This is a genomic window from Lelliottia sp. RWM.1 (assembly GCF_016859735.1).
Lineage (GTDB): Bacteria > Pseudomonadota > Gammaproteobacteria > Enterobacterales > Enterobacteriaceae > Enterobacter.
On sequence record NZ_WLVC01000017.1, the window covers coordinates 26,852 to 44,103 of the forward strand.

A 17,252-nucleotide genomic window follows, 5' to 3' on the forward strand; every position below is an offset into this window, starting at 1 on the left:
TCCGGTGGGAGAGGGAACTTAAATTCACTGCACGTTTCAGGAACCATCGCTCATGACACAGACTTTAAGCCAGCTTGAAAACCGTGGCGCTTTCATTGAACGTCACATTGGGCCGGATGCTCAGCAACAGCAGGAGATGCTGAACACGGTTGGCGCGGATTCGTTAACTGCACTGATCGGCCAGATCGTGCCAAAAGACATCCAGCTTGCCAAGCCGCCTCAGGTAGGTGAAGCCACCACTGAATTCGCCGCGCTGGCGGAGCTTAAGGCGATTGCCGGCCTCAACAAGCGTTATAAGTCTTACATTGGCATGGGTTACACCAACGTGCAGTTACCGCCAGTGATCCTGCGTAATATGCTGGAAAATCCGGGCTGGTATACCGCCTACACGCCGTATCAACCTGAAGTGTCTCAGGGGCGCCTGGAGGCGCTGCTGAACTTCCAGCAGGTGACGCTGGATCTTACTGGTCTGGATATCGCTTCAGCTTCCCTTTTGGATGAAGCGACTGCTGCGGCTGAAGCCATGGCAATGGCGAAACGCGTAAGCAAACTGAAAAATGCCAACCGCTTCTTCGTGGCGGCTGATGTTCATCCGCAAACGCTGGATGTGGTTCGTACCCGCGCCGAAACCTTTGGTTTTGACGTCATTGTTGATGATGCTGACAAAGTGCTGGATCACCAGGATGTTTTCGGCGTGCTGTTGCAGCAGGTGGGAACGACCGGTGAAGTACATGATTACAGCCCACTGATTGCTGAGCTGAAAGCCCGTAAAGTGGTCGTTAGCGTCGCGGCCGATTTTATGGCGCTGGTCCTGCTGACGGCGCCGGGCAAACAGGGCGCGGACATTGTGTTCGGCTCTGCACAGCGCTTCGGTGTGCCGATGGGCTACGGCGGTCCTCACGCGGCGTTTTTCGCGGCGAAAGATGAATTCAAACGCTCCATGCCTGGCCGCATTATTGGTGTATCGAAAGATGCTGCCGGTAACATCGCGCTACGCATGGCGATGCAGACTCGCGAGCAGCATATCCGCCGCGAGAAAGCGAACTCCAATATCTGTACCTCGCAGGTACTGCTGGCGAACATCGCCAGCCTGTACGCCGTCTTCCATGGCCCGGCAGGCCTGAAACGTATTGCCAGCCGCATTCACCGTCTGGCCGATATTCTGGCCTGTGGTTTACAGCAGAAAGGTCTCAAGCTGCGTCATGCTCACTACTTTGACACTCTGTGTGTCGAAGTGGCAGACAAAGCTGCGGTTCTGGCACGTGCCGACGCGGCTAAAATCAACCTGCGTAGTGACATTCTGAATGCGGTAGGTATCACGCTCGACGAATCCACCACTCGCGAAGATATCGTAAATCTGTTCAACGTGTTGCTGGGCGATGCGCACGGCCTCGACATTGATGCGCTGGATAAAGACGTGGCGTATGACAGCCGTTCTCTCCAGGAAAACATGCTGCGTGATGACGCGATTCTGGCGCACCCGGTTTTCAATCGCTATCACAGCGAAACCGAGATGATGCGTTATATGCACTCTCTGGAGCGCAAAGATCTGGCGCTTAACCAGGCGATGATCCCGCTGGGCTCCTGCACCATGAAGTTGAACGCCGCTGCCGAGATGATCCCTATCACCTGGCCGGAGTTCTCCGAACTGCACCCGTTCTGCCCGGCAGACCAGGCGGAAGGGTATCATATGATGATTAACCAGCTTTCCGACTGGCTGGTGAAACTGACCGGTTATGACGCGCTGTGTATGCAGCCAAACTCAGGTGCGCAGGGTGAATACGCGGGTCTGCTGGCGATTCGCCATTACCACGAAAGCCGCAACGAAGGCCACCGCGATATCTGTCTGATCCCAAGCTCCGCACACGGAACCAACCCGGCTTCTGCACAGATGGCGGGGATGGAAGTGGTGGTCGTGGCTTGTGATAAAAATGGCAACATCGATCTTGTCGATCTGCGTGCAAAAGCAGAGCAGGCGGGCGATAAGCTCTCCTGTATTATGGTGACCTACCCGTCCACCCACGGTGTGTATGAAGAAACGATCCGTGAAGTGTGTGAAGTGGTTCACCAGTTCGGCGGCCAGGTTTATCTTGATGGCGCGAACATGAATGCCCAGGTCGGCATTACCTCTCCGGGCTTTATTGGTGCTGATGTTTCACACCTTAACCTGCATAAAACCTTCTGTATTCCACATGGCGGTGGCGGTCCAGGTATGGGACCAATCGGCGTGAAAGCGCACCTGGCTCCGTTTGTTCCAGGCCACAGCGTTGTGCAGATCGAAGGCATGCTGACCCGTCAGGGCGCAGTGTCTGCGGCACCATTCGGTAGCGCATCCATTCTGCCAATCAGCTGGATGTACATCCGCATGATGGGCGCGGAAGGTCTGAAACAGGCAAGCCAGGTGGCGATTCTGAATGCCAACTACATTGCGACTCGCCTGAAAGATGCTTATCCGGTGCTGTACACGGGCCGTGATGGTCGTGTGGCGCACGAGTGCATCCTGGATATCCGCCCTCTGAAAGAAGAAACCGGTATCAGCGAGCTGGATATTGCTAAACGTTTGATCGACTACGGCTTCCACGCGCCAACCATGTCATTCCCGGTGGCAGGGACGCTGATGGTTGAGCCTACTGAGTCTGAAAGCAAAGTTGAGCTGGACCGCTTTATCGAGGCGATGCTTGCGATTCGCGGTGAGATCGATCGCGTGAAAGGCGGCGAGTGGACGCTTGAAGACAACCCGCTGGTGAATGCACCACATACCCAGAATGAGCTGGTGGCGGAGTGGACTCACGGTTACACCCGCGAACTGGCAGTCTTCCCGGCAGGTGTCGCGAACAAATACTGGCCGACGGTAAAGCGTCTTGATGACGTGTACGGCGACCGTAATCTGTTCTGCTCCTGCGTACCGATGAGCGAATATCAGTAATTGTTTTGCGGTAATGTAAACCGGGTCGGCGTTCGCGCCACCCGGTTTTTTTTCATCTGGAGAACGTGAATGGCAATGGCACTAGTGACCGGCGCGAGCCGGGGGATTGGCAAAGCGACAGCGCTGCAGCTGGCAAACGAAGGCTACACGGTAGCGGTGAATTATCGCGATAACATCAGGGCCGCGACGGATGTGATCAATCAAATCATTGACGCAGGGGGCACTGCGTTTGCGGTTCAGGCAGATATCAGCGATGAAGTTCAGGTCATGGCGATGTTTCGCATTATCGATCAGCGAGGCGAGCCGCTTACTGCGCTGGTAAATAATGCCGGTATCCTGTTTGAGCAAAGTACCATTGAGCATTTATCCGCTGAGCGCATTAACCGGGTGCTGGCGACCAATGTGACGGGCTATTTTCTCTGCTGCCGCGAAGCGGTAAAGCGTATGTCGCTCAAACATGGCGGCAAGGGGGGGGCGATTGTGAATGTTTCATCTGCAGCGTCACGTCTGGGCGCGCCGGGCGAATATGTGGATTATGCCGCCTCCAAAGGTGCGGTGGATTCGCTGACGACGGGACTGGCGCTGGAAGTTGCAGCGCAGGGGATCCGTGTCAACGGTGTACGTCCGGGGCTAATTTATACCGATATTCATGCATCTGGTGGGGAGCCTGGTCGTGTCGACAGGGTGAAATCAGCGTTACCGATGCAGCGTGGTGGTCAGCCGGAAGAGGTTGCGCAGGCGATCATTTGGTTGCTGAGCGAGAAAGCATCGTATGTGACGGGAAGCTTTATCGAGTTGGCGGGCGGGAAATAAATGCCCCCTCTCCCTAAAGGAGAGAGGGCTGCCTGGTGGGATCTTCCCTCTCTTGTCCCTTTAGGGAGAGGAGAAAATTAAAGCGTCTCGCCGTTGCTGGCTATCACACCTTTATACCACTCGAAGCTTTTCTTACGGGAGCGGGACATATCGCCCGTTCCATCGTCATGCTTGTTCACGTAGATAAACCCGTAGCGTTTGCTGTACTGGCCGGTCGTGAAGGAGACACAATCGATGCAACCCCATGGGGTATAGCCCATCAGGTCCACACCATCATAAGTGACGGCTTTTATCATCTCTTCCACGTGAGCGCGCAGGTAGTCAATGCGGTAATCGTCATTGATGCTGCCATCGTTTTCCACTTTATCGTAGGCGCCAAACCCGTTTTCCACGATAAACAGTGGCTTCTGATAGTGCTCGTACAGTTCGCATAACGCGTAGCGCAGGCCTACCGGGTCAATCTGCCAGCCCCAGTCGGAAGCTTTAACGTGCGGGTTAGGTACGCTCCCTTCGAAGCCTGAGATAGCATCGCCAGTACCGCCTTCCGCTTTCACTGCGTTGGTCATGTAGTAGCTGAAGCCTAAATAATCGCACGTACCTTCGCGCAGGATCTGTTCGTCACCGGCTTCCATTTTGATGCTAAAGCCACGACGTTCCCACTCGTTCAGAACGTAAGAGGGGTAGTAGCCGCGCAACTGTACATCGGTGAAAACATAACGTTCGCGCATGGATTCCTGAGCAAACATCACATCCTCTGGTTTACAGGAGAAGGGATAGAGCGCCACCATCGCCAGCATGCAGCCGACTTTCATCTCCGGATTGATGCGACGCGCCGCTTTCACCGCCAGTGCGCTGGCCACGAACTGATGATGCAGCACCTGGTACATCGTCTCTTCAGGATTCTGGTGTTCGGTATAGACCACGCCGGAACAGCAGTAACCGAACAGCGGTGCGCGCCAGTTACGCTGGTTGTTGATTTCGTTGAAGGTCATCCAGTATTTGACCTTGCTCTTATAGCGCTCGAAAACCACCTCAGCGAAGCGTACAAAGAAATCCACCACTTTACGGTTGGTCCAGCCGCCGTATTCCTGAACCAGGTGCAACGGCATTTCGAAGTGAGAGAGAGTGATGACTGGCTCGATATTGTATTTCAGCAGTTCATCAAACATGTCATCGTAGAACTTTAAACCTTCTTCATTTGGCTGAGTTTCGTCGCCTTTTGGGAAGATTCGGGTCCAGGCGATAGAGGTACGGAAGCACTTGAAGCCCATTTCAGCAAACAGCTTAATGTCCTCTTTGTAGTGGCCGTGGAAATCGATCGCTTCGTGGTTAGGATAGTATTTCCCTTCAATGACCTCTTGCGTGATTTCACGAGGAACACCGTGCGCGCCGCCGGTTAACACATCACAAATGCTCGGCCCTTTGCCGCCTTTGTTCCAGCCACCTTCAACCTGGTGAGCGGCCACTGCTCCGCCCCATAAAAAGTCTTTTGGTAATGTAAGTTTTTTCATCTCGGCTATTCTCAAATTATTACTTGTTGGTTTTGAGTCTAGCAAAGCGAAATTAAATGTCACGATATAACAATTCGTGGAAAATGTGATTTGTCACATCAAAAAAACAAGATGTTTTATTCTGTTAATTTCTTCGCCAGCTTACGGCCTAACGATTCCAGAATATAGATGACAGGGATCTGAGTCGTAATATCGTAAACGCCGCCAATGCGTGTCTGTGGAACATGCCAGGAGAGGTTAAAATCGGCCAGTTTTGCCAGGCGGGAGTGTTCGTGGCTGGTAATTGACAGCACTTTACAGTGATGAAGGCTGAACTGGCTGGCAAAGCGCAAGATCTCTTCGGTTTCACCTGACACCGAAAGTACAATCGCCAGCGCATTTTTCGCCATGTCGTTAGTGACCGGGAAATAAGGATCGTCAATGTGATTACTGAATTTACCGATATTGGAAAAGAACCTTGCACCATATTTCGCAAGCGATCCTGATGTGCCTGCACCGACAAAAATAATACGTTCTGACGATAAGATAATATCGACAGCATTATTCAAAAGGGCGTCAAATTCGTCGTTATTTACGCTTTTAAAAAAGCTGATAATTTCACTCGTACCAAAGTTGGCCTGCTGGGGCTCATTTTGCTCAAGATATAACTTGAAGCGTACACGAAATTCAGAATAGCCGTCGCAGTTGAGTTTGCGGCAGAAGCGAAGGATAGTGGTGGTCGATACTCCCGCAGCATCCGCCAGTTCACGAATGGTCATGTACGTCACTTTGTCACGGTTTTTGATGACATAGTTGTAGACCATCATTTCCAGATTATTGAGGCTGGCAATGGCAGAATGGGAGAACATACTCACAATGGTTAAACTCACTCATCAGACGTTATCTTCAGGGAATAATACCATGCAGCCGAACGACATCACTTTTTTTCAGCGCTTTCAGGACGACATTCTGGCCGGACGTAAGACCATCACGATCCGCGACGAGAGCGAATCACATTTCAAAGCCGGGGACGTTTTGCGCGTGGGACGCTATGAAGATGACGGGTACTTTTGTTCGATTGCTGTGCTTGGCACGTCGACGATAACGCTCGATACACTGACGGAAAAGCATGCTCAGCAGGAGAATATGTCTCTGGACGCGCTCAAGCAGGTGATCACGGAAATCTACCCAAACCAGACTCAGTTTTATGTGATTGATTTTAAATGTCTTTGACTTAAACTCACAGCTGTTAGTTGAAAATGCAATCCAATGTGATGATTAATAAGAGAAAGATGAATTTTTAATTATATTTTAGCTAACATGTGTTCACTGGAATCATTCTCAGTTAGCATAGTAAGGCGATGAATAATCATCTTTTGTTTTCCCCCGGAGTTACCCATGGTTAGTAAACCATTAATCGCGCAGGGATATTCACTGGCAGAGGAAATTGCCAACAGTATTAGCCACGGCATTGGGCTGGTATTTGGAATTGTCGGTTTGGTGATGCTGCTGGTGCAGGCGGCGGATACAAACGCCAGCGTAATGGCGATCACCAGTTACAGTTTGTATGGCGGGAGCATGATTTTGCTCTTTCTGGCGTCGACGTTGTATCACGCTATTCCGCATCAGCGTGCCAAGATCTGGCTCAAGAAGTTTGACCACTGCGCCATCTATCTCTTAATTGCAGGTACTTATACCCCGTTTTTACTGGTGGGACTGAACTCGCCGTTGTCACGCGGGCTGATGATTGTTATCTGGAGCCTGGCGCTGCTGGGGATCCTGTTTAAGCTGACGATTGCGCACCGGTTTAAGGTGCTGTCGCTGGTGACCTATCTGACGATGGGCTGGCTGTCACTGATTGTGGTTTATCAACTGGCAATAAAACTGGCGGCGGGTGGCGTGACGTTGTTGGCGGTAGGCGGTGTTGTCTATTCGCTGGGCGTGATTTTCTACGTCTGTAAGCGCATTCCCTATAACCACGCGATCTGGCACGGTTTTGTACTGGGCGGTAGCGTGTGTCACTTCCTGGCAATTTATCTGTATGTAGGGCAGGCGTAGCGATAGAGCTACCTGATGCCCTGATTCCAGCCCTCTCCCGGTGGGAGAGGGTGGACTGAATCATCACTCTTCGAGCGAATACGGCAGTGGCTCAATGCTTAACGTGTGAGCATCGTCGCGCACGCGGAAAACGCTGTCTGCTTCCATATCATTATTCATCACGGCTTGTACCAACAGACGGCCATCATCCAGCTGCACCGCGGCTAATACTGCGCCGGTACGACGCCAGTTATCACCCATTTTCAGCTCTAGATCTTCACCAGCGACTGGCACTCTGCCTGCGTGGCCCGCCAGATACCACAGCGCGCGTTTGTTAGCGCCACGGAATTTCGCGCGGGCGACCATCTCCTGGCCGGTATAGCAGCCTTTTTTGAAGCTGATGCCCCCCAGCGCCTGAAGGTTGGTGGCCTGAGGAATAAATTGCGCGCTATTTGCAGCGTCAATCACTGGCAGACCGGCCTCAATATTGAGTGCCAGCCATTGTTGGCTGTTATTGTACTGGGCTTCACCGCGCAGCGCTTCGGTAACACGCTCTGCCGTTGCAACGTCAGTTACCAGCAGGAAACGTTCCGCCGGGTGTTCAAACCACAGGATGGAGGTTGTGCCATCATTTATTAGCTGTTTGTCGGCATCCGGTAATTCACTGAACAGATTTTTCAGCGCAGCACGCGCCTGGAAGCCAGCTATACCAAGCAAAACATGCTCATCGTCTGCGGCTATGGTGACTTTCGAAAAGACCGCATATTTCTTCAGCTCCGTCAGTTGGGCGTCACGAAGACTACGACGCTCAATAAACGCAAAACCATCCTGACGGCGAAACAGGCGCAGGTTGCTCCACATTTTGCCTTTTGGATCGCAATGTGCCGCCAGCAGATGTTGATGTTCCGTCATCTGGCTGACATCCGCCGTCACCTGGCCTTGCAGGTATTTTTCGCTGTCAGCACCAGTGAGCGTTGCCAGTGCCCAGTCATCAAGGGTAATCAGCGTCAGCGGCAGTCGCGCAGAGGCGGCGGGCTGGCGAGGAGAAAATGGAGTAAAAGCCATAGTGATGTCCTGAATTGCTTAACGCTTTGATAATGCCTAATGGTAAAAGAGACTGTCGCCATTGCAAGCGCTTTCAGCAGGCCATTTGTGCCATCGTTGCCTCTTGCGTAGCGCTACGCAAAATAGAGTAATCCACTTTCTTTTTATGGGTTTTTCTGGAAGCATGCTTCGGGTCCGTAATATTCCAGTAAAGAAACAGCTAAAAACACGTTACACTAGCTAATGTCCCTGACCGAAATTAAGAACACCTCAGGTGCAAAAAAAGGGATACCAACTGTGCCACATGTAATGCAGGAAACAGAACATGGATATTAACAACAAGCCCCGTATTCACTGGGCGTGCCGTCGCGGCATGCGTGAACTTGATATTTCCATCATGCCTTTCTTCGAATACGAATATGACAGCTTAAGCGATGACGATAAGCGTCTGTTTGTACGCCTGCTTGAAGCGGACGATCCTGATTTGTTCAACTGGCTGATGAATCACGGCAAGCCCGCCGACACCGAGTTGCAACGGATGGTGCAATTAATTCAAACACGGAATCGGGAACGTGGTCCTGTGGCAATCTGATCTACGCGTCTCGTGGCGCTCACAGTGGATGTCTCTATTGCTCCACGGTCTGGTCGCGGCATTTGTACTGCTGATGCCGTGGCCGCTTAGCTACACGCCTTTGTGGTTACTGCTGCTGTCGTTTGTGGTGTTTGACAGCGTGCGCAGTCAGCGCCGTATCAATGCCCGTCAGGGGGAAATCAAACTGCTGGTGGATTCCCGTCTGCGCTGGCAGGGGAAAGAGTGGGAACTCATTGGCACGCCCTGGATGCTCAATTCGGGCATGATGCTACGGTTGCGTAAGGCGGGAGGCGGTCGCCGCCAGCACTTGTGGCTGGCAGCAGACAGTATGGATGCGCTGGAGTGGAGAGATCTTCGCCGGATGATGCTGCAATTACCGACGCAGGAGTAAGCACGCGTTAGCTGAATTTTTCTGCCATCTCGCCGAGAATTTGTTCACACCAGTTTTGCAGCCGCTCGTCACTCAGATCGTATTGGTTGGTTTCATCCAGTGCGAGTCCGACAAACAACTGACCATCAGCGATGATGGGTTTTTTGCTGGTAAATTCGTAGCCTTCGGTTGGCCAGTAGCCGATAAACGTCACGTCTTTCGGGGCCAGTTTATCGTGCAACATGCCGAGGGCATCAAGGAACCACTCGCCGTAGCCTAGCTGGTCACCCATCCCGTACATCGCAATAATTTTGCCATCAAGGTTGAGCGAGTCCAGTTGATCCCAGAGAGCTTCCCAGTCTTCCTGTATTTCACCAAAATCCCAGGTCGGGATACCAAGAATCAGCACATCGTACTGCTCCATAAGCGTGAGCGCGTCATCTTTCAGGTTATGCAACGTCACCAGTTCCGGACCAATGATGTCGCGAATTTTCTCTGCTGCCATTTCGGTGTAGCAGGTGCTGGAACCATAAAACAGACCAATATTCATCGCGTAAATATCTCAATTCTTGCTTTGACTTTGCGCGTAGTGTACCAGAAAGCCGTAGCAATCAGGCATAATGCAAGGATTGCCGAATCAGGGGGCTGATGTGGAAAAGGATCTCGCATTTATCGAACAGTTTCTCGATGCGCTTTGGCTGGAGAAAAATCTGGCTGAAAATACGCTCAGTGCCTATCGACGCGATCTCACCATGCTGGTGGAATGGCTGGCACACCGGGGGCTGTCACTGGAGAACGCCCAGCATGACGACCTTCAGACATTACTGGCTGAACGGATGGAAGGTGGCTACAAAGCCACCAGTTCTGCTCGTCTGTTGAGTGCGATGCGGCGGTTGTTCCAGCATCTTTACCGCGAAAAAATGCGTGCGGACGATCCCAGTGCGCTACTGGCCTCACCCAAACTCCCTCAACGTTTACCGAAAGATCTGAGCGAAGCACAGGTTGAGAGATTATTACAGTCGCCCGCAGTTGACCTGCCGCTTGAGTTACGCGATAAAGCCATGCTTGAGCTATTGTATGCTACGGGTTTACGCGTCTCCGAATTAGTCGGGCTGACGATGAGCGATATTAGCTTGCGCCAGGGTGTGGTACGCGTGATAGGTAAAGGGAATAAAGAACGACTTGTCCCGCTGGGAGAAGAGGCGGTGTACTGGCTGGAGACGTATCTGGAACATGGTCGGCCGTGGCTACTGAATGGCGTCTCTATCGATGTATTGTTCCCCAGTCAGCGTGCGCAACAGATGACGCGACAAACCTTCTGGCATCGCATTAAACATTACGCCACACTGGCCGGTATCGACAGTGAAAAACTTTCGCCGCACGTTCTGCGCCATGCCTTTGCAACACATCTGTTAAACCACGGGGCTGACTTACGCGTCGTGCAGATGTTGCTTGGACACAGCGATCTTTCTACGACGCAAATTTACACCCATGTTGCGACGGAACGTTTGCGGCAGCTACACCAACAGCACCACCCACGAGCGTGAGTGCCGATGAATTGTAATAGGATTGAATATGAAAAAGTCTTTTGTGCTGTTATCTCTGCTGACAGCCTCGTTTACCGGTGTTGCCCATGCTGATGACGCAGCGATCAAACAGTCACTGACGAAGCTCGGCGTGACCAGCAGTGAAATCCAGCCTGCTCCGGTTGCCGGGATGAAAACTGTGCTGACGAACAGCGGTGTGCTGTATGTAACCGAAGACGGCAAACATATCATTCAGGGGCCGATGTATGACGTGAGTGGCGCACAGCCGATTAACGTCACCAACCAGTTGTTGATGAAAAACCTGAATGCGCTCGAAAAAGAGATGATCATCTATAAAGCGCCGCAGGAAAAGCATGTGATTACCGTCTTTACTGATATCACCTGTGGCTACTGCCACAAGCTGCACGAAGAGATGAAAGACTACAACGCACTGGGGATTACCGTTCGCTATCTGGCGTTCCCGCGCGCGGGTGTGCAGAGCCAGCCAGAGCAGGACATGAAGGCCATCTGGTGTGCAAAAGATCGCAACAAAGCCTTTGATGATGCGATGAACGGTAAAACCATCCAGCCAGCCTCCTGTGATATCGATATCGCCAACCACTATGCACTGGGTGTGCAGTTTGGTGTGAGCGGTACGCCAGCGATTGTTCTGAACAACGGTTATGTTGTACCGGGCTATCAAGGGCCGAAAGAGATGAAAGAGTTCCTTGATGCACACCAGAAACAGTTTGGCGGTAAATAAGACGCGTGAAAGCCCCGATCCCACTCCGCCGTCGTGAAGTGAATGAAAACGCAGACTTGCCTGCGGATATGTCACCCCTTTTGCGCAGGCTTTATGCCAGCCGAGGCGTATCAAGTCTTGCCGATCTTGAACGTGGCGTAAAAGGTATGCTGCCCTGGCAGCAGCTCAATGGCGTCGAGAAAGCCGCCGAAATGCTTTACGACGCCTTCTGTAAAGGGACGCGCATTGTGGTCGTCGGTGATTTTGATGCTGACGGCGCAACCAGCACTGCCCTGAGTGTATTAAGCCTGCAAGCGCTTGGTTGCAGCAATATTGCCTACCTTGTTCCCAACCGTTTTGAAGATGGTTACGGCCTTAGCCCGGAAGTCGTTGAGCAAGCGCACGCTCTTGGTGCGCAGATGATCATGACCGTAGATAACGGGATTTCATCCCATGCGGGGGTTGATCGTGCACACCAGTTGGGGATCCCGGTGCTGGTCACCGATCACCATTTACCGGGCGAGACGCTACCCGACGCGGAAGCGATCATTAACCCGAACCTGCGCGACTGCGGCTTCCCGTCGAAATCTCTTGCGGGGGTTGGCGTGGCCTTTTATCTGATGCTGGCGTTACGGACGTTATTGCGCGAAAAGGGATGGTTCGACGCGCGTGGGATGGCGATACCTAACCTGGCTGAATACCTCGATCTGGTGGCGTTGGGCACAGTGGCGGATGTTGTCCCGCTGGATGCCAACAACCGTATTCTGACGTGGCAAGGTTTGAGCCGTATCCGGGCGGGAAAATGCCGTCCGGGTATCAAAGCATTGCTGGAAATCGCTAATCGCGATCCACTTAAACTTGCGGCCAGTGATCTGGGGTTTGCGCTTGGTCCTCGTTTGAACGCGGCGGGGCGTCTGGACGATATGTCCGTGGGAGTGGCGCTACTGCTGTGTGACAACATCGGTGAAGCCCGCGTCCTGGCGAACGAACTTGATGCCCTGAACCAAACCCGTAAAGAGATTGAGCAAGGGATGCAGGCTGAAGCGCTCATCCTGTGCGAGAAGCTTGAGCGCAGCGGCGAGCAGTTGCCGGGCGGGCTGGCGATGTACCATCCTGAGTGGCATCAGGGCGTGGTGGGAATTCTGGCCTCCCGCATTAAAGAACGTTTTCATCGTCCGGTCATTGCATTTGCACCAGCAGGTGATGGCACGCTGAAAGGTTCTGGTCGCTCGATTCAGGGGCTGCACATGCGTGATGCCCTGGAGCGTCTCGACACGCTTTATCCCGGCATGATGATTAAGTTTGGTGGCCATGCCATGGCGGCGGGGTTATCGCTTGAAGAGGCGAAGTTTGGTGAGTTTCAGCAGCGCTTTGGCGCGCTTGTCACCGAATGGCTGGACCCGTCCCTGCTACAGGGGGAGGTGGTTTCAGACGGTGCGCTATCGACGGCGGAAATGACCATGGACGTTGCACAGATGCTGCGTGATGCAGGCCCATGGGGACAGATGTTCCCGGAGCCACTGTTTGACGGCCGTTTTCGTTTGCTCAACCAGCGCATTGTGGGAGAACGCCACCTGAAAGTGATGGTTGAACCCGTGGGCGGCGGTCCGTTGCTTGACGGGATTGCGTTCAACGTTGATACCGCTATCTGGCCGGATAACGGCGTGCGGGAAGTCGAACTCGCCTACAAACTGGATATTAACGAATTCCGCGGCAACCGTAGTCTTCAAATCATCATCGACAATATCTGGCCAATTTAGCGTCAGTAATCTCTATAAAAAAGAGCGTGGATTCGGTACAATCCCGCTCTTATCACCGCATTTTGACAAGTCAATAAAAGAAAACAGACCATGTTTGAAATTAATCCGGTAAAAAACCGCATTCAGGACCTCACGGAGCGCTCCGACGTTCTTAGGGGGTATCTTTGACTACGATGCCAAGAAAGAGCGTCTCGAAGAAGTAAACGCTGAGCTGGAACAGCCAGACGTCTGGAACGAACCTGAACGCGCTCAGGCGCTGGGTAAAGAGCGTTCCTCTCTCGAAGCCATCGTTGACACTCTCAATCAGATGTCTCAGGGACTGGAAGATGTTTCCGGTCTGCTGGAGTTGGCTGTTGAAGCCGACGACGAAGAAACCTTCAATGAGGCTGTCGCTGAACTCGATGTTCTTGACGAGAAGCTGGCGCAGCTTGAATTCCGCCGTATGTTCTCCGGCGAGTACGATAGCGCCGATTGCTATCTTGATATTCAGGCCGGTTCGGGTGGTACAGAAGCTCAGGACTGGGCAAGTATGCTGACGCGTATGTACTTGCGTTGGGCAGAAGCACGCGGCTTTAAGACTGAAATCATCGAAGAATCCGAAGGCGAAGTCGCGGGGATTAAATCCGTCACCATCAAAATTATGGGTGACTATGCATATGGCTGGTTACGTACTGAAACAGGCGTCCATCGCCTGGTGCGTAAGAGTCCGTTTGACTCAGGCGGCCGTCGCCATACCTCCTTTAGTTCTGCCTTTGTTTATCCGGAAGTGGATGACGATATTGATATCGAAATCAACCCGGCCGATCTGCGTATTGACGTATACCGTGCTTCTGGCGCGGGTGGTCAGCACGTTAACCGTACGGAATCTGCGGTGCGTATTACCCACATTCCAACCGGTCTGGTGACACAGTGCCAGAACGATCGTTCCCAGCATAAGAACAAAGACCAGGCCATGAAGCAGATGAAAGCGAAGCTTTATGAGCTGGAAATGCAGAAGAAAAATGCTGAGAAGCAGGTGATGGAAGACAACAAATCTGACATCGGCTGGGGCAGCCAGATCCGTTCTTATGTCCTTGATGACTCCCGTATCAAAGATCTGCGTACCGGTGTTGAAACCCGTAACACGCAGGCGGTGCTGGATGGCAGCCTGGATCAATTTATCGAAGCAAGTTTGAAAGCAGGGTTATGAGGAACCAACATGTCTGAACAACAAGCACAGGGCGCTGACGCGGTAGTCGATCTTAATAACGAACTGAAAACCCGCCGTGAGAAGCTGGCAGCACTGCGCGAGCAGGGCGTGCCGTTCCCGAACGATTTTCGTCGTGACCACACCTCAGACCAACTGCATGCTGACTTCGACGGCAAAGAAAACGAAGAGCTGGAAGCGCTGAACGTAGAAGTGTCCGTTGCTGGCCGTATGATGACGCGTCGTATCATGGGGAAAGCATCGTTCGTTACACTGCAGGACGTTGGCGGCCGTATTCAGCTTTACGTTTCCCGTGACGATCTGCCGGAAGGTATCTATAACGAACAGTTCAAGAAGTGGGATCTGGGCGATATCCTGGGCGCGAAAGGTAAACTGTTCAAAACGAAAACGGGTGAATTGTCTATCCACTGCACTGAACTGCGCCTGCTGACGAAAGCGCTGCGTCCGTTGCCGGACAAATTCCACGGACTGCAGGATCAGGAAGCGCGTTATCGTCAGCGCTATCTGGATCTCATCTCTAATGATGAATCCCGCAAGACTTTCAAAATTCGTTCCCAGATCATGGCCGGTATCCGCCAGTTCATGGTGGGCCGCGACTTTATGGAAGTGGAAACTCCAATGATGCAGGTGATCCCTGGTGGTGCGTCCGCGCGCCCATTTATCACCCATCACAACGCACTGGATCTGGACATGTACCTGCGTATCGCGCCGGAACTGTACCTGAAACGTCTGGTGGTTGGCGGCTTCGAACGCGTGTTTGAAATCAACCGTAACTTCCGTAACGAAGGCATTTCCGTTCGTCATAACCCAGAGTTCACCATGATGGAACTCTATATGGCGTATGCAGATTACAAAGACCTGATCGAGCTGACCGAATCACTGTTCCGCACGTTGGCACAGAACATTCTGGGTACAACTGAAGTGCCTTACGGCGAAGAAGTGTTCGACTTTGGTAAGCCATTCGTCAAGCTGACCATGCGTGAAGCGATCAAGAAATACCGTCCAGAAACCAACATGGCTGATCTGGATAACTTCGATTCTGCGAAGGCAATCGCTGACAGCATCGGTATCAAAGTTGAGAAGAGCTGGGGTCTGGGCCGTATCGTGACCGAGATCTTCGAAGAAGTGGCGGAAGCGCACCTGATTCAGCCAACCTTCATCACTGAATATCCGGCTGAAGTGTCTCCGCTGGCGCGTCGTAATGACGAAAACCCGGAAATCACTGACCGCTTTGAATTCTTCATCGGTGGCCGAGAAATCGGCAACGGCTTTAGCGAGCTGAACGATGCAGAAGATCAGGCGCAGCGCTTCCAGGATCAGGTTGACGCGAAAGCAGCAGGCGATGACGAAGCGATGTTCTTCGACGAAGACTACGTGACAGCGCTGGAACACGGCCTGCCACCAACGGCTGGTCTGGGTATTGGTATTGACCGTATGGTGATGTTGTTCACGAACAGCCACACCATCCGTGACGTGATCCTGTTCCCGGCGATGCGTCCAGTGAAATAAGTTTTCAGGACCTCAAAAAAAGCCCCGAGCGTGTATCGCCGGGGCTTTTTTATTGGGCTGAAAAGCTTCTGAGTTTTTCGCGTGCGGTCGTTGCCTCCTTGACCATCCATGGGCTGAAGGCCCATGGCGTGGCGTCCAGCGAACGGAAAAGCGATTCCAAATCAACCCACTGATATTCCATCACTTCGTCGACATTTACGATGATGTCATTCGTGACGCGAGCGGCAAAGACCGGGCAAATCTCGTTTTCGACGATCCCGGAAGGATCGGTTTCCCGATAGCGGAACTCCGGCGCAACGGGGGTGATAGTGGTAATTTCAGCACCTACTTCAAAGCGGCAGCGGCGAATAATCGCCTGTTCAAGGGTTTCGCCCGTTTGCGGGTGTCCGCAGACGGCGTTCGTCCAGACGCCCGGCCAGGCTTTTTTACTCAACGCACGGCGAGTGATCAGACATTTCCCTTCAGCGTTAAACAGCCAGGACGAAAAGGCCAGATGTAGCGGGGTGTGTGCGGTGTGCGCGGCATATTTCTCCTGAATGCCGATAATCTCTCCCTGAGCGCTGAGTAAAATAACGTGTTCTTGAGTGCTCATTCTTGCTCCAGTGCCAAAAACGCCGGCGGGCCGCTCTGAGGCTCTCCGGCGGTGGGATTATATCGCACCCTTAAACAAAGTGTTTGGCCCACAGAGCGGAAAAAGGCATGACCAGTATCAGGCCGGATAACATGTTCGCCACCGGAAAGGCCTTGATGTTACAGATCTGAAGCCCGGTCGCCATCATAATCAACTCGCCTGCGCAGGAGAAACCGGCCATCATATCTGGGGTGATCAAATTCCGGATAAATACGACTAATGTGGTCAGAGCAATCTGTACGGCGAGTAGCGGGCTTCTGATCGTCATCAGAGAAACCAGGCATGGTGGCAAAGATGGCGGTGGTAAACAGCTCCAGTACGGTCTTGATGTAGAGAATGGAGGGAGCGCCGGTCATCCCCTCATGCTTATTACCCAGCCGGGCGTGATTCTGGACTGACTGGAATCCGGTTTGCAGGCCGCGATGCTGCTGCCGTCTTCAGAGGGCGTCGCCAATAAACTCAGCCATTGCTATGTGGCCTCGCCGCAGATATTTTATCCTGCGTTGGTGACGTTACCCGCGATGCCGTATATGCCCGAAATGATGGAGATTATTGCGCGTGGCTATCCATTTTCGGCAAATATTGGGCATCAGGATTGAGACTGG

Annotated in this window: 17 protein-coding genes and 1 pseudogene; 12 read left to right on the forward strand and 6 right to left on the reverse strand. The window is 52.6% G+C overall.

What is annotated here, in order from left to right:
* Positions 1-52 precede the first annotated feature (52 nt).
* A complete protein-coding gene (gcvP, locus tag GF617_RS13810) occupies positions 53-2,926 on the forward strand; it encodes an aminomethyl-transferring glycine dehydrogenase (RefSeq protein WP_203451847.1) in 2,874 nt (957 codons plus the stop codon).
* Positions 2,927-2,995: 69 nt separating this feature from the next.
* Positions 2,996-3,739, forward strand: coding sequence for an SDR family oxidoreductase (locus GF617_RS13815; RefSeq protein WP_181620677.1), 744 nt, complete (start codon positions 2,996-2,998; stop codon positions 3,737-3,739).
* 77 nt (positions 3,740-3,816) lie between these two features.
* Here GF617_RS13815 and bglA read toward each other — a convergent pair whose 3' ends face one another.
* Positions 3,817-5,250, reverse strand: coding sequence for a 6-phospho-beta-glucosidase BglA (bglA, locus tag GF617_RS13820; RefSeq protein WP_203451848.1), 1,434 nt, complete (start codon positions 5,248-5,250; stop codon positions 3,817-3,819).
* A gap of 116 nt (positions 5,251-5,366) precedes the next feature.
* Positions 5,367-6,098 carry a MurR/RpiR family transcriptional regulator gene (locus GF617_RS13825; RefSeq protein ID WP_181623827.1) on the reverse strand — a complete coding sequence of 244 codons (732 nt, stop codon included), beginning with the start codon at positions 6,096-6,098 and terminating at the stop codon, positions 5,367-5,369.
* Between the two features lie 52 nt (positions 6,099-6,150).
* Between GF617_RS13825 and yqfB the strand changes: the two genes are divergently transcribed.
* Positions 6,151-6,462 carry a N(4)-acetylcytidine aminohydrolase gene (yqfB, locus tag GF617_RS13830; RefSeq protein WP_181620675.1) on the forward strand — a complete coding sequence of 104 codons (312 nt, stop codon included), beginning with the start codon at positions 6,151-6,153 and terminating at the stop codon, positions 6,460-6,462.
* A gap of 165 nt (positions 6,463-6,627) precedes the next feature.
* A complete protein-coding gene (locus tag GF617_RS13835; RefSeq protein WP_181620674.1) occupies positions 6,628-7,287 on the forward strand; it encodes a hemolysin III family protein in 660 nt (219 codons plus the stop codon).
* A 63-nt stretch (positions 7,288-7,350) separates the two neighbouring features.
* Here GF617_RS13835 and ygfZ read toward each other — a convergent pair whose 3' ends face one another.
* Entirely contained in the window at positions 7,351-8,331 is a 981-nt protein-coding gene (gene ygfZ / locus GF617_RS13840; protein WP_203451849.1) for a tRNA-modifying protein YgfZ, read from the reverse strand.
* Between the two features lie 304 nt (positions 8,332-8,635).
* On the opposite strand from ygfZ, the gene sdhE reads away from it, so the two are divergent.
* Together sdhE and GF617_RS13850 are read left to right on the forward strand one after the other, a co-directional pair.
* Positions 8,636-8,902 carry an FAD assembly factor SdhE gene (gene sdhE / locus GF617_RS13845; protein WP_181620672.1) on the forward strand — a complete coding sequence of 89 codons (267 nt, stop codon included), beginning with the start codon at positions 8,636-8,638 and terminating at the stop codon, positions 8,900-8,902.
* Complete coding sequence (locus GF617_RS13850) at positions 8,883-9,293, forward strand: protein YgfX (protein ID WP_203451850.1); 411 nt, start codon at positions 8,883-8,885, stop codon at positions 9,291-9,293. The genes sdhE and GF617_RS13850 overlap by 20 nt, the downstream gene beginning before the upstream one ends.
* A gap of 7 nt (positions 9,294-9,300) precedes the next feature.
* Here GF617_RS13850 and fldB read toward each other — a convergent pair whose 3' ends face one another.
* Positions 9,301-9,822, reverse strand: a complete 522-nt coding sequence (gene fldB / locus GF617_RS13855) for a flavodoxin FldB (protein ID WP_181620670.1) — start codon at positions 9,820-9,822, stop codon at positions 9,301-9,303.
* A gap of 100 nt (positions 9,823-9,922) precedes the next feature.
* On the opposite strand from fldB, the gene xerD reads away from it, so the two are divergent.
* The 5 genes from xerD (at position 9,923) to lysS (ending at position 16,016) form a co-directional block, all read left to right on the forward strand.
* Entirely contained in the window at positions 9,923-10,819 is an 897-nt protein-coding gene (gene xerD / locus GF617_RS13860) for a site-specific tyrosine recombinase XerD (protein WP_181620669.1), read from the forward strand.
* Positions 10,820-10,847: 28 nt separating this feature from the next.
* Complete coding sequence (gene dsbC / locus GF617_RS13865) at positions 10,848-11,561, forward strand: bifunctional protein-disulfide isomerase/oxidoreductase DsbC (protein ID WP_181620668.1); 714 nt, start codon at positions 10,848-10,850, stop codon at positions 11,559-11,561.
* Between the two features lie 5 nt (positions 11,562-11,566).
* Positions 11,567-13,300 carry a single-stranded-DNA-specific exonuclease RecJ gene (recJ, locus tag GF617_RS13870; RefSeq protein ID WP_203451851.1) on the forward strand — a complete coding sequence of 578 codons (1,734 nt, stop codon included), beginning with the start codon at positions 11,567-11,569 and terminating at the stop codon, positions 13,298-13,300.
* A 90-nt stretch (positions 13,301-13,390) separates the two neighbouring features.
* Positions 13,391-14,489, forward strand: a protein-coding gene (gene prfB, locus GF617_RS13875; RefSeq protein ID WP_181620666.1) for a peptide chain release factor 2 whose coding sequence is annotated in 2 segments (ribosomal slippage) — positions 13,391-13,465 and positions 13,467-14,489 — 1,098 coding nt in all. Because the reading frame shifts where the segments join, the coding sequence is not laid out codon by codon here.
* 9 nt (positions 14,490-14,498) lie between these two features.
* The gene (lysS, locus tag GF617_RS13880; protein WP_181620665.1) at positions 14,499-16,016 is read left to right on the forward strand and encodes a lysine--tRNA ligase; all 1,518 of its coding nucleotides are present in this window, start codon (positions 14,499-14,501) and stop codon (positions 16,014-16,016) included.
* A 49-nt stretch (positions 16,017-16,065) separates the two neighbouring features.
* Here lysS and idi read toward each other — a convergent pair whose 3' ends face one another.
* Both idi and GF617_RS13890 read right to left on the reverse strand, forming a co-directional pair.
* Positions 16,066-16,608 carry an isopentenyl-diphosphate Delta-isomerase gene (idi, locus tag GF617_RS13885; protein WP_181620664.1) on the reverse strand — a complete coding sequence of 181 codons (543 nt, stop codon included), beginning with the start codon at positions 16,606-16,608 and terminating at the stop codon, positions 16,066-16,068.
* Between the two features lie 70 nt (positions 16,609-16,678).
* Positions 16,679-17,021, reverse strand: a pseudogene (locus tag GF617_RS13890) (DUF554 family protein); the annotation flags it as partial.
* Positions 17,022-17,057: 36 nt separating this feature from the next.
* Here GF617_RS13890 and GF617_RS13895 point away from each other — a divergent pair.
* Entirely contained in the window at positions 17,058-17,246 is a 189-nt protein-coding gene (locus GF617_RS13895) for a hypothetical protein (protein WP_375290289.1), read from the forward strand.
* Positions 17,247-17,252 lie beyond the last annotated feature (6 nt).

What these genes read in the sequence shown, in the direction of transcription:
- gcvP (WP_203451847.1), top strand. Translation starts at nt 53, where the DNA reads ATGACACAGACTTTAAGCCAGCTTGAAAACCGTGGCGCTTTCATTGAA.
- GF617_RS13815 (WP_181620677.1), top strand. Translation starts at nt 2,996, where the DNA reads ATGGCAATGGCACTAGTGACCGGCGCGAGCCGGGGGATTGGCAAAGCG.
- bglA (WP_203451848.1), bottom strand. Translation starts at nt 5,250, where the DNA reads ATGAAAAAACTTACATTACCAAAAGACTTTTTATGGGGCGGAGCAGTG.
- GF617_RS13825 (WP_181623827.1), bottom strand. Translation starts at nt 6,098, where the DNA reads ATGTTCTCCCATTCTGCCATTGCCAGCCTCAATAATCTGGAAATGATG.
- yqfB (WP_181620675.1), top strand. Translation starts at nt 6,151, where the DNA reads ATGCAGCCGAACGACATCACTTTTTTTCAGCGCTTTCAGGACGACATT.
- GF617_RS13835 (WP_181620674.1), top strand. Translation starts at nt 6,628, where the DNA reads ATGGTTAGTAAACCATTAATCGCGCAGGGATATTCACTGGCAGAGGAA.
- ygfZ (WP_203451849.1), bottom strand. Translation starts at nt 8,331, where the DNA reads ATGGCTTTTACTCCATTTTCTCCTCGCCAGCCCGCCGCCTCTGCGCGA.
- sdhE (WP_181620672.1), top strand. Translation starts at nt 8,636, where the DNA reads ATGGATATTAACAACAAGCCCCGTATTCACTGGGCGTGCCGTCGCGGC.
- fldB (WP_181620670.1), bottom strand. Translation starts at nt 9,822, where the DNA reads ATGAATATTGGTCTGTTTTATGGTTCCAGCACCTGCTACACCGAAATG.
- dsbC (WP_181620668.1), top strand. Translation starts at nt 10,848, where the DNA reads ATGAAAAAGTCTTTTGTGCTGTTATCTCTGCTGACAGCCTCGTTTACC.
- lysS (WP_181620665.1), top strand. Translation starts at nt 14,499, where the DNA reads ATGTCTGAACAACAAGCACAGGGCGCTGACGCGGTAGTCGATCTTAAT.
- idi (WP_181620664.1), bottom strand. Translation starts at nt 16,608, where the DNA reads ATGAGCACTCAAGAACACGTTATTTTACTCAGCGCTCAGGGAGAGATT.